The 13,619-nt window shown below is 44.9% G+C and carries 10 protein-coding genes; 4 read left to right on the plus strand and 6 right to left on the minus strand.

Going from position 1 to position 13,619, the window contains the following annotated elements; translation table 11 throughout:
- Positions 1–34: 34 nt before the first annotated feature.
- Complete coding sequence (locus tag AC6R16_RS15790; protein WP_500674985.1) at positions 35–1,462, plus strand: NAD-dependent succinate-semialdehyde dehydrogenase; 1,428 nt, start codon at positions 35–37, stop codon at positions 1,460–1,462.
- Between the two features lie 69 nt (positions 1,463–1,531).
- On the opposite strand, the gene AC6R16_RS15795 is transcribed toward AC6R16_RS15790, so the two are convergent.
- The 3 genes from AC6R16_RS15795 to AC6R16_RS15805 form a co-directional block, all read right to left on the minus strand.
- Positions 1,532–3,193, minus strand: a complete 1,662-nt coding sequence (locus AC6R16_RS15795) for a methyl-accepting chemotaxis protein (RefSeq protein WP_500674986.1) — start codon at positions 3,191–3,193, stop codon at positions 1,532–1,534.
- Positions 3,194–3,392: 199 nt separating this feature from the next.
- Entirely contained in the window at positions 3,393–3,779 is a 387-nt protein-coding gene (locus AC6R16_RS15800; protein WP_500674987.1) for a thiol-disulfide oxidoreductase DCC family protein, read from the minus strand.
- A 37-nt stretch (positions 3,780–3,816) separates the two neighbouring features.
- The gene (locus AC6R16_RS15805) at positions 3,817–4,590 is read right to left on the minus strand and encodes a DUF4344 domain-containing metallopeptidase (RefSeq protein ID WP_500674988.1); all 774 of its coding nucleotides are present in this window, start codon (positions 4,588–4,590) and stop codon (positions 3,817–3,819) included.
- 217 nt (positions 4,591–4,807) lie between these two features.
- On the opposite strand from AC6R16_RS15805, the gene AC6R16_RS15810 reads away from it, so the two are divergent.
- Both AC6R16_RS15810 and AC6R16_RS15815 read left to right on the plus strand, forming a co-directional pair.
- Positions 4,808–5,449 carry a CatB-related O-acetyltransferase gene (locus AC6R16_RS15810; RefSeq protein ID WP_500674989.1) on the plus strand — a complete coding sequence of 214 codons (642 nt, stop codon included), beginning with the start codon at positions 4,808–4,810 and terminating at the stop codon, positions 5,447–5,449.
- A gap of 80 nt (positions 5,450–5,529) precedes the next feature.
- Complete coding sequence (locus tag AC6R16_RS15815) at positions 5,530–5,886, plus strand: YibL family ribosome-associated protein (protein ID WP_500674990.1); 357 nt, start codon at positions 5,530–5,532, stop codon at positions 5,884–5,886.
- A gap of 43 nt (positions 5,887–5,929) precedes the next feature.
- Here AC6R16_RS15815 and AC6R16_RS15820 read toward each other — a convergent pair whose 3' ends face one another.
- From AC6R16_RS15820 to malT, 3 genes are all read right to left on the minus strand, one after another.
- On the minus strand, positions 5,930–6,790 hold the full coding sequence (locus tag AC6R16_RS15820; RefSeq protein ID WP_500674991.1) for a nuclear transport factor 2 family protein: 861 nt from the start codon (positions 6,788–6,790) through the stop codon (positions 5,930–5,932).
- Between the two features lie 111 nt (positions 6,791–6,901).
- A complete protein-coding gene (locus AC6R16_RS15825) occupies positions 6,902–7,780 on the minus strand; it encodes an AraC family transcriptional regulator (RefSeq protein ID WP_500674992.1) in 879 nt (292 codons plus the stop codon).
- Between the two features lie 79 nt (positions 7,781–7,859).
- Entirely contained in the window at positions 7,860–10,568 is a 2,709-nt protein-coding gene (gene malT, locus AC6R16_RS15830) for an HTH-type transcriptional regulator MalT (protein ID WP_500674993.1), read from the minus strand.
- A 566-nt stretch (positions 10,569–11,134) separates the two neighbouring features.
- On the opposite strand from malT, the gene AC6R16_RS15835 reads away from it, so the two are divergent.
- Positions 11,135–13,588 (plus strand): glycogen/starch/alpha-glucan phosphorylase, encoded by a 2,454-nt coding sequence (locus tag AC6R16_RS15835; RefSeq protein ID WP_500674994.1) that lies wholly within the window; start codon positions 11,135–11,137, stop codon positions 13,586–13,588.
- The last annotated feature ends 31 nt before the right edge of the window (positions 13,589–13,619 follow it).

The raw sequence follows: 13,619 nt of genomic DNA on the forward strand, positions 1-13,619 counted from the left end.
GTAAGGACTACGCGCTTATCCATAAGGAATTACCATGCAGTTACTCACTAATCAGAGCCTTGTCTCTTTCATGGCAGCAAATAATGACCAAGGTCTTGAGGTCACAAACCCTGCTACGGGTGAAAGTTTAGGCTTTGCACCTATATCCACTGAGCAAGATATAGTTGCCGGTATAGAGAGAGCACATAGCGCTCAAAAAGAGTGGGCGATGCTACCTGCTAAGGCTCGCTCGAATTTGCTGCAACAGTGGTTCCGATTGCTGTTAGATAACAAAGATGATTTAGCAAGATTAATGACTTTGGAGCAAGGTAAGCCTATTACTGAGGCCCAAGGTGAAGTGCTATATGGTGCGAGCTTCGTCGAATGGTTTGCAGAAGAAGCGAAACGTACTTACGGTGAGACGATTCCTGCGCCTAGTCAAGACAAGCGCCTAGTGACCATCAAGCAGCCAGTAGGTGTAGCTTGCGCAATTACACCTTGGAACTTTCCAATCGCAATGATCACACGTAAAGCTGCCCCTGCTTTAGCGGCAGGTTGCAGTTTTATTGTTAAGCCTTCAGAGCTAACACCTTTATGTGCGTTTGCGGTGGTAGAGTTAGCATATCAAGCGGGAATTCCACGCGATGTGTTGCAAGTTGTGCTTGGTTCTGACCCTAAAGCAGTGGGAGCGATCTTTACCTCTCACCCTTTGATTCGTAAGCTCTCTTTTACTGGTTCAACTCAGGTCGGTAGTATTTTGATGCAGCAGAGTGCTCATGATGTTAAGCGCACTTCAATGGAGCTAGGAGGTAATGCGCCATTTATTGTCTTTGAAGATGCCGATATTGACGCTGCAGTCGCAGGGGCAATGGCATCTAAGTTTCGCAATGCAGGTCAAACTTGTGTGTGTGCGAACCGCTTCTATGTACATAACAATGTGTATGAGGAGTTTGTTGCTAAGTTTGATGCAGAGGTACAAAAACTAACGGTAGGCAATGGTTTGGAGTCTGGAGTCACTATTGGCCCAGTCATCAGTGAAGCAGCAAAACAGAACATCCAAACCTTGATAGATGGGGCGATTGAACAAGGTGCTATCCCTGTGACTCCATTGCAGTCGTTAGATGGTTTGTTTATTCAGCCACTGGTGTTAAAAGGTATCTCGCATAGTATGGATATCGTGCATCAAGAAATCTTTGGACCTGTTGCCCCGGTGATTTCTTTTGACAGTGACGAACAATTGATAGAGATGGCTAACGATACTATCTATGGATTGGCTGCCTACTTCTATAGTCAGAATATTCACCGAGTCTGGAAAATAGCCGAAGCGTTGCAATATGGGATGGTGGGTATCAATGAAGGGATTATTTCGACAGAAGCGGCTCCGTTTGGTGGCGTTAAGCAATCAGGGATTGGTCGAGAAGGTGCCAAGCAAGGGATTGATGAGTATATGGATGTGAAATACCTCTGTTTTGGTGGTAATTAAAAGCGCCTAATTAAGATATAAAAAAAACGCCCTAACCGTATGGATTAGGGCGTTTTTTTACGATCTGTTTTAAACAGTAAAGCGGTCAACCAACTCGTATAGTTCGTTTGCTCTATGGTTGAGCTCTTGGCTGCCCGAGCGGTTTTCATTGGCCAGTTCAGCCGATTGAGAACTTTGATCAGAGATCACCACAATGCGTTGTGAAATTTCTTGGCCGACTAAGCTTTGTTCCTCTGTCGCGGTTGCAATTAGCGAGTTCATATCCATGATAGTGCCGATAGATTCTTGGATTTGAATCAGCGCCTGAGCAGCGGCATTGGCTTCTTCCACTGTGCTAGCGCCACGTCTTTGGCTTGATTCCATGGCTTTTACTGCATCATCAGAGGCGGCTTTTAACTGCTCAATCATTTTATGGATTTCACCAGTACTGTCTTGCGTGCGACTTGCTAGTTTACGTACTTCATCAGCAACCACGGCAAAGCCGCGACCTTGTTCGCCTGCACGAGCTGCCTCAATCGCTGCGTTCAGTGCTAACAGGTTAGTCTGTTCGGCAATATCTTGAATCACCTCAAGAGAAGACGAAATGTTTTGCACGTCACCCTCTAAGCGAGAAATTACTCCACTTGCCTGCGAGACTTCTTCTGCCAGCGCTTCAACGGACTGAGCTGCTGAGTTAACGATGCCTTGTGCTTCTTTGGCGTTATCATCAGCTTCTTTGGCAGAATCGGCAGCTTGGCTAGCGTTATTTGAAATTTCACCAGCGGTGGTTGTCATCTCTGTCATCGCGGTAGCGACTTGCTCTGTCTCTTCACGTTGCCCTGTTGCTAGTTCATCAACTTTTGCAGCGCGTAACGACATGTTGTTGGTCTCGGAAACCACTTGTTGTCCCACATTACTCACGCTACTGATAATGGTTTGTAGGCTTGCAACGAAGGCATTGAAGTTCTTACTTAGCTGGGAGAATTCAGGCGCTTTGAAGTCATCCATACGCGCGGTTAAATCTGCGTCACCACTGGCGAACGAGCTAATTGATTCGTCGAACATTTCCAGAGGCTTCATAATTGTACGGTTCACTGCAACAGCGAAGACAGCAACGATACCGGCAATGACCAAACAGAACACAATAATGGCTGACAGTGTGGTTTGTAGCGCGCTGGTGGTCGCATTTTCCATTTCAGCGATAATCGCATCGATATCATCGGTATAGAAACCTGTCCCTATCATCAGATCCCATTCAGGAATAAAGATTGAGTAACTGAGCTTAGGTAAGGCGACGGTTTCTCCCGGTTTAGGAAAATAATAGGTGGTAAACTCGCCCGTCTTAGCGTTGCGAATGAGATCTTGAATCAGATAATTGCCTTGCTTATCTTGCAGATTCCAGTAGCTGTCTCCGATCCCCTTTTCGCTGCTACCTTGGACACGACGGATACCTTTAGAATCGTAGCCAAAAACATAACCTGTTTTGCCGTACTCAAGTGTTTTTAAAGTAGGGTAAGCTTCTTCTAAGCTTGCTCCTCGGTCGAGGAAAGGTTGAACGGCAGATTTTGCCATTTGTAGGTAGTTTCGAAGTTCCGCTTTTTTCATGTTCATCATGTTAGTGCGGGTAACTTCTATCTGCTGCTCATTGAGCTGTGTGGTTTTCATATAGGTAAAACTCAGCATACCTAATGCAATGACTAGCAGCGGGACCAGTGCCAAAATGTAGAGGCGGCTACGAATAGTAAGACTCATACAAACATCCTGTTTTAGTAATAATGGCTTCCCAACTCAGAGACAAAACGTTGCGCTTAATCTTCTAAGACGAGAGCTTGGTTATTGGAATCATGCTTATAGACCAAAAGTTTATAAATATAAGATTAGCCAATTTATCGGCAAATGGCTGTGATTCTTGAAGGGTTTATAGGTCTTATGAGTTAGACGTTAGTAGAATCTAGCGAAAACATTGACCGTTGTCGCACTTAGCCTTTCCGGTCAATAACTTAGAGATCTGGTATCGATTGTCGGCGAATTTGATGTAAGCCCAGTCTGCAATGGGTCTAATCAACGGCCATCTGAGTGGAGCGTAAAGCCAGCCTTTTCCAACTAGCTTCCATGCGCAGTGAATCGCGTCGAGCCCTAAAAGTAGCGTGTCTTGCTCGTCAACCGCGTGCAATATTTTTGCGGCTTTCTGTGCATCAATATCAGGATAGTTGTCGAACATAGGTGACTGTGTATCGACGAGAAGCAGTTGAGAATGTGTGTCGTACCCTTTGAGTTTGTTCATTTCTTTAACGCAAAGTGGGCAGTGACCGTCGTAGAAGAGAGTGAGTGTTGGCATATAGGCTCCTTTTTAGCTTTCTACGACGTTTTCTAACTTATTGATCAGCCACTTCTACATTTAAGTAGTTGTGCCAATTTTGGGCGATGTTCTGGTATTGGAACACGCAGAAGTCTTTACGATCGGCAAGGTAGTCGTTTTCCACTTCGTCGAGCAGGTTCCGATGTTTTTCTGGGTTGCTGCCGTAGACTAAACAAAGCGTTGAAAAGTAGCGTTGCAAGTCGAAGCTGTGTTCATCAATGTACTCGCCAAACTCATAGTAATCCGGTTTGTCTTCTGACTCAAAAGCAAACATATCCGCAGCACTGATGGCGGCATCTTCACCGTTCTCAACGTATTCAATCATCATCACGGCAGCAAAGTTATCTACTGCATCTTCTTCTTTGCCCAAAATAGGGATGTTCTGATCGGCAATATAGGCGTGGCCAGCTTCGTGAAGCAAGGTGTGCAGTATGGTATCTATCGCTCCAAGCTCCGCAGATTTACCGTACTTTTCTTCATATTTGTTGTTTTTAAAGTACTCCAACGCCTCTTGATAAAAGTGATACGGCATCTGCACAACATGCTTTTCCGGATCGTACAGTGGTCCATCTTCGCTGCCATACTCTATGGTGAGTGTTTTGTTGAAAGGAAAGAGATCGTCAGAGAGGTCAATGAGAGTTTGGTTGACGCCACTTTGCTCAATCTCTGATTTTAATTTAGCTTCCGCGTTATTATTCGGCTGAAGATAACGAATGGTGATGTTATCTGAAGCGGAAAAAGCGTGAGTTGAGAAAGCGAGCAAAGGCAGCAGCACGAAGCGCAAAAGCATAAACATTCCTTATTGTTCTTTTACATAAATAAACTCACTTAATACTGACATAAATTCTAAGCTTTGGCCTATAGTTTGCGCACAAAGGAGTCTCAATATGAAAACTCAACCATTATTAAAGCAACCTCGGGTGCAAAACGCGTTGTTTAGTTTGAACGTGTAAACAACGCCACGAAAATTCGTTCCGTGGCAATCCTAATAATCAGAGGAATTTGTCATGACTAAAAAACATTGGTCTAAATTTCAGTTACTTCATCAAGTGGTGAGTAACAAAAACATCCATGTTAAAGGTACCCACAGCTATTACAGTGATTGTTGGGATAATGGGTTTGAAGAGTCTGTTGTCCGCTACTTGCATGGGGATGAGATAAGTAGACAATGGGAGCCAAGATGGGAGATCGACCAACTTTACATCGGCGATTATGTTTGTATCGCCGCTGAAGCCGTTATCTTAATGGGGGGCAACCATAACCATCGTGTCGATTGGTTTTGTCTGTACCCGTTTCTCGAAGATGTCGAACGCTCGTACCAAAGCAAAGGTGACACTACCATTCACGATGGCGTCTGGATAGGTATGCGAGCGATGATCATGCCGGGTGTGACTATTGGTGAAGGCGCGGTTATTGCTGCGAATAGCGTAGTGACTAAAGATGTTGAGCCTTATGCTGTGGTTGGCGGTAATCCAGCTAAGCATATCAAGTATCGTTTTGAGCCTGAGAAGATAGCAAAATTGCTAGAGATGGGGATTTATCAATGGCCAGAAGAAAAGTTCTCGGCGCTACAAAACCTGTTGGCCCAAGCTGACTTTGATTTACTTGAAACTGCAGTAAATAAGTACGACCAAAAGCACGACAAGTAGATTTGAAAGATTATAATTAGGGCAGTGAGTGGGCTTGTGCTACACTCGCCGCCCTTTTCCGTTTCTATATGAGTGTAACCATGAGCCTTAAGCAAGAACTACAAAACATCCACAATCGTCTAGATAACTGCAAACGTAAACTAGAGGCAGCCAAAGGCCGTGGTGACCAAGAAATGATCACTAAATTTACCAACGATATCGACAAGCTGACGAAGAAAGCTAACTCAATGAAGCACAAGCAGAGCTACGATATGAACAAAGAGCGTAAGAGTCTGTTGGATATGCCATTTTCTCGCGAAATCACCAAAGCAGAGCAAGCGGATATGGGTAAGTTGAAGAAGTCGGTTAAGGGACTTGTTGTGGTTCACCCAATGACCAAGCTAGGTAAAGAGCTGCAGCTTAAGGTGATGATAGGTTACGCACCGAAAAAATTCTAATCGGGATTTGAAATTAAAAAAGCGCCGCAATGGCGCTTTTTTGTTAGAAACCAAACTTACCATTTTGGTTCTTCCACTGAGATTGAGGAGCGATAGCTTCTATGACGTCCCAGTGTTCTACAATCTTGCCATTCTCCACTCTAAACAGGTCGTAGAATGAGGTATGTTTTCCTAGGAACTCACCCTCGCTGATGGATAGCACGAAATTTCCTTGTCCAAGAATCTTATGGTTTACATTGTAAATCATTGGAGTACCAGCTTTTTCGAGCGCAGTTAGTGCTTTACCCAAGCCACTTAAACCATCAGCTACCATGGCATTGTGTTGAATATAGGCGCTATCTTCGTTGTCGATAAAGTGATTGATTTTTGCTATGTCGCCATCGATCAAGATGGTCTGAACAAAATCGGTGACGAGCTGTTTATTCTGTTCCGTTTTCTCAATATCGAGTATTTGTGTTGGTCCGTCTAGCTGAGTGCGACCACTTGGGTTCATTGGCATAATGCTTTGTAAGTTATCCCAATGTTCGACGATTTTTCCATCTTCGAAGCGGAACACATCAAAACCAACTTTGGGGCCGAAAAAGTTGTATTCGGTGTGGGTGACAGCGTAGTCGCCATCTTCGAATGCTCGGACTACATTTGCCTTCGCACTGCCTTTCGGTAACGCTGCCAATACTTCGCCAAACCCGGCTAAACCATCACCTACAGCTAGGTTATGTTGGATGTATTTGTTTGGGTTGATATAGCTAATTGCAGATTGGTCACCAGTTTCAATACTGGAGATAACCGCAACGGCTTTTTGTGTCTGGCTTGGCTCGGTTAACTCGGATTGAGTTGCGCAAGCACTTAAACTCACTGCTGCTGCAACAAGCGTGGTTGTTTTTAATGTAGTTAACAAATTCATTCTGATATACCTCAATGTTGGCTCGAGAAACATGTTAGGGATATCGAATTAGCAAATCATTGTGCATTTAGGATAAAAAATGGTAGATATCGAACCCGTGAGCTTATGGTGTCACAATTTTGGAGTTGTGTGGTACTTGGTAAATTGACTCGGTGTCATTTGGCTATGCTTCTTAAAGAACTTTACGAAGTTGCTTGCATCTTCAAAGCCAAATTCATAGGCAAGGTTTTGAGATGTTGCTTGGTTCACCACTAACCGACGTTTGATTTCGATAATGACAAATGCGTCGATCAATTGCTTTACCGTTAAGTTCGTTGCTGATTTGCAGGTGAGATTGAGAGTTTTGTAAGTTGTTCCTAGTTGATGCGCGTACCAGTTGGCGTCACGTGTTTTGTGGAAGTTGGCCTGAAGTTGTTCGAAAAAACGCGCAAACTTTGTGCTTTGTTCGTCAGACAACTTATCCTGAGGTACTTCAGGTCTTAACCGATGTAAAATGAGTGCGAGGGCTGAAAACAAATACATAACGATTAATGGATCAGGGTTAGGTTGCCTCATCTCTAGTTGCATTTGCTCTACCAATATATCTATTCGGCTTTTACTATTTGCGTCGAGATCGAGCAGAGGAGAGTGGTGCGGATTTAAATGCGTAGGCGTGTAATTGGGCAAGCGCATATTGATATGGACTTGGTCGAGAAATGCTTGAGTGAAAATCAGCATTTTGCCTTTCGGCTGTTGACTAAAATCGAAAGCCTGAACTTGTTCACGTTGGACGAACAGAATTGAACCCGGTTTAAAAGGGTAGGGTTCAAAGTCGATATGGTGAATACCAGAGCCTTTTTGAATAAAAATCAAAGCAAAAAATGCAACACGGTGAGGTTCAGTTGGATCGTGACGTAGTCCTTCTCTCTGGTAGAGGCTCTCTAGTTCAAAGATCTCTAACTCCGCATTGTTTGCCTTACGGTGGTTGAATGCAATTTCTGGAATTGTCATTAGCTGCTCCACAAAGTGCCCTATAGAGTAGACAATAGGAAAGCACCTCTTGAACGTAAGAGGTGCTTTAAATCCTCACTTAATAACCCATCAATTGCAGAAGGTTTTCAGCGGTTTTAATCGCCTCTTTGCGGTTAGCAATATTGAGCTTCTGATATAGGTTACGAATATGCGTTTTGATCGTTGTACCTGCAACATCGAGTTCTTGAGCTATCTGCTCGTTGCTAAACCCAGAATAGATCAGCCCCAGTACCTGCCACTCTCGTTGGGTTAAAGGGCTCGTACGAACAAGCTCTGGGATATTTGGGTGATTGACTAGTTTTTCAACAAACTCTTCATCAAAGTGAACGGAGCTGCTGCGTTGGGTAGTCGAAATATCTTTAAGCAATTGCTGTGCGCGATGGCGCTCTAAGTCGCCGAGTTCACTTTTCTGGTTAAGTTTCTCTAAGATGTGGCCAATCTTGGCGCCATCGACGAGGAAATTACCCAACATACCAGTCTGATTGGTTAACTCCAACGCGCGTTTTAGGTGTTCACGTGCAGTTTCTTCATCATCTTGAGAAACGGCAAGTACCGCTTCAACAATCAAGTTGCGATTGGTATCAGTCAACAACTCGTTTTCTTGCGCTTGTTGCTGTAAGAATTCAAGTGTTTTGCCTGCATCTGCATATTGCTCTAGAGCGATTTGCGCGCGAGCGATATTGCGCCACTGCAGTTGAGTGAAGTGATTGCATGCCGTTTCAGGACGTACTGTGGTTTCAAGCCACTGTTGAATGGAGTCTAGATCGCCTCTAGCTTGCCAGAACAGAATCAGCGAAAGTGATGCGTTGGCGGTCCAGTCAACATGGTAAGTGGACTGTTTAAGTAAGTGAGCAATCTGCTCAATAAACTTACCCGCTTTATCGAGTTCACCACGACCAATTGCGATACGTGCCAACATTGAGTAGCTATGTAAGTGCTTACTTGGACTGTGGTCGCCTAGAACATGTAAACCCTTGTAGGCACACTCTTCTGCCTCATCTAAGCGGTTCCAACACCACAGAATTTGCGCTCGGACGCGAAGCAAAAATTCATGCAGAGGCACTTGCTGTAATTGGTGCTCTTCGATCAGTTTGAAGGCATTATCCTGTACCTCATATGCTGCTTGAACATAGCCTTGAGCAATGAGGATTTCACTTTGCTGAAGCATTGCCCATAAGGCCTGATGATAGACCTGATATTGGCGAGCCAGCTTTTCTGTTTGTTGCATCATAGGTAGGGCGCGGCTTAGATGACCGAGAACGTGGTTAACTTCACCGACCACTGAGGTTGCAACGATGCGACTGCGATAAACCGTACTGTCTACTTGACTCAGTGCTAGTTCAGCAAGTTCGAGCGCTTTCTCTGGTTCGTCTTGGTTAATCGCAACCTGAGCACGCAGAGCATTGAACTCTCCCTGCTCTTTAGCACTTAATACAATGTTTAGCTGCTGCATCTGCTCATCGGCTTTCGACAATAAGTCACCGACATCGTTATATCTGTGCTGGCTCTGGGCCAACCATGCTTGCAGCATGCAGAGTTTTGGCTCGCTATAAAGTTGCTCTGCTGTGAGGGTATTGATCGCTTTTTCTAGCGTGATCAACTCACCACCGTTAAACATCTTCCAACCATACTGGCTCAAGATATCCGCTGTCAGTTGGCTATTATTGGCTTCTTGAGCGTGACGCAACGCTTGGTGAGGTGAAGAGAGTTTCAACCAAGCTTTTGCTGCTGTCTGATGCAGTTGTTTCTCTTGTTGAGGAATACGCGCAGTACGTTCGTGAGCGAGAAATTCTGCAAACAGGTTGTGGAAGCGATACCAGTTTTGCTCGCCCTCTAGCGGGTGAATAAACAGGCCGAATCGGTTTAGTGACTCAATCATGCTAAGGGCATCTTCACGCTCTGTCAGCTCGCAGACCAACTGATCATTGAAATGATCGAGTACCGAACATTGAAGTAAGAAATGACGCGTTTCTTTGTCGAGAAGATCAAACACCTCTTCAACCAAGTAATCCCATAGATGAGCGTGATTAAACTGAGAGAAGGATTCCGCTGATTGAGCTAAGGTTTTATGTTGGTGCTGGGCTTGCAGAGCGATAAGTTGCAATGCTGACGGCCAGCCTTCGACATAGTTGCGTAGATTACTTGCCGTCGCATCGTCAATGCCGTCCGCGACTCGTTGGTTAAAGAATCGGGTGGTCTCTTCCGTATCAAACGCGAGTAACTCGTCGCCAATTTCGATCATCAGATCGCGAACACGAAGGTTAGCGGTGCCAAGTGGTGGAGCTGCTCGGCTGGTTACAACCAAAGTGACGTTATCTGGCATATGTTTTAGGAAGAAGCGCATCGCTTCGTGAATTTCATCTTCTGAAATTAGGTGGTAGTCGTCTAGCACCAAGTAACACTCTTGATGGAAGTTCGACATTTCCGTGAAGACTTCGCCAAACAATGAGTGAAGCGACGAGAATTGACGCTTTTCCGCTAGCTTTTGTGAATTCGGGCAACTGCCATCCGTCGCTTTATTGAGCGCTTGTAGCAGGTAGTTGATGAAGCGGAATGAATCGTTATCGCTCTCATCAATACTGTACCAGCCTACGTGTGACTTATCTGATAGCCATTGGGCGGCCATCGTGGTTTTTCCATAGCCAGCAGGAGATCTAAACAAGACCAGTTTGTAAAATGGAGCTTGTTGAAGAAGGTCTAGTACTCGTGGTCGGACAATCGCATTATGTAAGCGAGCCGGGCGAGTTAATTTCGAAGGAATCCACATCTTTTTGTCCCTATGCCGTGCCCTATATTTAGAGAATCACGTAATTCCAATCAGCTTGGTACGTAATTGAGCAAATATTGTGCAATTAAGCTTATTGGCAAGGATGTTACTTGAGAATAATCGCTACAGTTATTGATCGACGGCGGGTTTTTCGCGTAATTCACATTTTGATGCTAACTACGCCCTATTTTTGTGATTCTTGTCACTTATTGGTGGGGTGAATAATGGGATTTGATCGCCCACTTGCACCAAAAAGCATGTAATTTGCATCGTCTAGCAAATCTTATTGTGACCGAGTATGCATATTGTTCAATTGACTATGTTCCTCTACACATATCTTTAATACATCAGTTATAGGTTAAATGCGTTGATGGTGTGATCCCTATCACCAGAGCTCAGACGATGTTGAATTTAAATGAGAGTTAGATCACTGAGCCCTTGGTAATACGCCCTCTACGCCCTTCGTCCTCCTCCCAAATTGCCGTGTTGTGGGAGGATGTTTTGCTGTTCATGTCAATGCACGATATGGCACAGATGGATTAGAACCAATAAGTGAGATTTCTCTAATGAAACCTACGCAACAGAAAAATTTTGATAAAGCGACTTTCCAAGCTGATGTGAAGAAGCACCTTTCAGCAACTTACGCTAAGACTGAAGAGACTGCGACAGCGCGTGAGTGGTACTTAGCTATGGGCAAAGCGCTTGCTGAACTAACAACATTTGACTTGCTTAAAACTGAGCAAGATCCAAAAATCAAAAACGCAAAAAGCGTTAACTACTTATCTCTAGAATTCCTAATTGGTCGTCTAACAGGTAACAACCTAATCAGCATGGGTCTATATGATCAAATCACTGATGCGATGGCTGAACTAGGTCAAAACCTAACGGACCTACTTGAAGAAGAGCGTGATCCTTCACTGGGTAACGGTGGTCTAGGTCGTTTGGCAGCGTGTTTTATGGATTCGTGTGCTGCACAAGAATACCCAACAGTAGGTTACGGCCTACACTACGAATACGGTCTGTTTAAACAATCGTTCGAAGAAGGTCGTCAGCAAGAAGCACCAGACGCATGGCGCGGTGTTGAAGGCTACCCTTGGGAAGTCGCGCGTCCTAAACTTGCGCAAGAAATTGGCTTCTATGGTCATGTCGAAGTAACACATGAGAACGGTAAAGAAGTTCGTAAATGGGTACCGGGTATGAGCGTAAAAGCAATGCCTTGGGATCTACCAATCGTGGGTTACGAGTCAGATACAGTTTACCCACTACGTCTTTGGGAATGTCAGGCAATTGCACCATTCTCACTAGCGAGCTTTAACAACGGCGACTACTTTGAAGCGCAGCACGCTCTTATCGATGCGGGCAATATCACTAAAGTTCTCTACCCGAATGATAACCACGAGAAAGGCAAAACTCTGCGTCTAATGCAGCAGTACTTCCACTCGGCGGCATCGGTACGCGACATTCTACGTCGTCATGAAGAAGCAGGTTTTGCGCTGGCTGATCTTCCTAAGCAAGAAACAATTCAGCTTAACGATACGCACCCAACAATTGCTATCCCAGAGCTAATGCGCATCCTTATCGACGAGAAAGGCCTATCTTGGGATAAAGCGTGGGATATCAGTGCAAATACTTTTGCCTACACTAACCACACGCTACTACCAGAAGCACTAGAAGCGTGGCCTGAGTCGCTGATTCAGCGTCTACTACCTCGTCATATGGAAATCATTTTTGAAATCAACCACCGCTTCCTACAAGAAGTACGTAAGATGTGGCCTGGTGATGGTGAGAAGCAAGCGAAGCTGTCTATCATCCAAGAAGGTTTCAACCGCATGGTTCGCATGGCTAACCTTTGTGTTATCGGTTCTTACAAAGTCAACGGTGTAGCAGCGCTTCACTCAGAGCTAGTGAAGAAAGACCTATTCCCTGAGTTTAACGAAATCTTCCCAGGTAAACTGACTAACGTAACAAACGGTGTAACGCCTCGTCGTTGGTTGAAGTTCTGTAACCCAGGTCTGTCTCAGCTGATCACTGACAAGATTGGCAGCGAGTGGCCAGCAAAACTTGAGCAGTTAGAAGGTATTGCTAAGTTTGCAACTGACGCTAAGTTCCAACAGGAATTCATGGCAGTTAAGAAGCAAAACAAACAGCGCCTAGCTGATTGGGTTCAAGAGAACATGGGCATCGAGCTAGATACAAATGCTATCTTTGATGTTCAAATCAAACGTCTGCACGAGTACAAGCGTCAGCATCTAGACTTGCTACACATCTTGTCTCTGTACCACCGCATCATCAATGAACCTGGTTTTGAGTGTACGCCACGCGTATGTTTCTTCGCAGCGAAAGCAGCGCCAGGCTACCACCTAGCGAAAGAGATTATCTTCGCAGTGAACAAGGTTGCTGAGAAGATCAACAACGATCCGCGCATTGGCAACAAGCTGAAAGTGGTATTCATCCCAGACTACCGCGTAAGCATGGCTGAAATCATCATTCCAGCGGCTGATGTTTCTCAGCAAATCTCGCTAGCGGGCAAAGAAGCATCAGGTACGGGTAACATGAAGATGGCGCTAAACGGTGCACTAACTATCGGTACTATGGATGGTGCGAACGTAGAGATTCGTGAAGAAGTTGGCGATGAAAACATCTACATCTTCGGTCTAGACGTTGAAGGCGTGCAAGCGGTGAAAGCGCAAGGTTACAACCCTTACGACTACTACCACGCAGATCCTCTACTGAAAGCATCGCTTGACCTGCTTGCGGGCGAAGAGTTCACCCCAGGTCAACCAGGCCTACTTCGTGCAACATTCGATAGCTTGCTAGATGGTGGTGACCCATACCTATGTTTAGCTGATTTTGCTTCTTATGTTCAAGCACATGAAGATATGGGCAAACAATACAAAGACCAAGCGGGTTGGGCGAAGAAAGCCATATTGAACACCGCCTTGGTTGGTAAGTTCACCTCTGACCGTTCAATTAGAGACTACGTGAACAACATTTGGAAATTAGAAGCTGTTAAGCGCTAATTGATTAAAAAGCCAAGGCCATGTGCCTTGG

Source organism: Vibrio sp. R10-SG3-ISO10, from assembly GCF_059834185.1.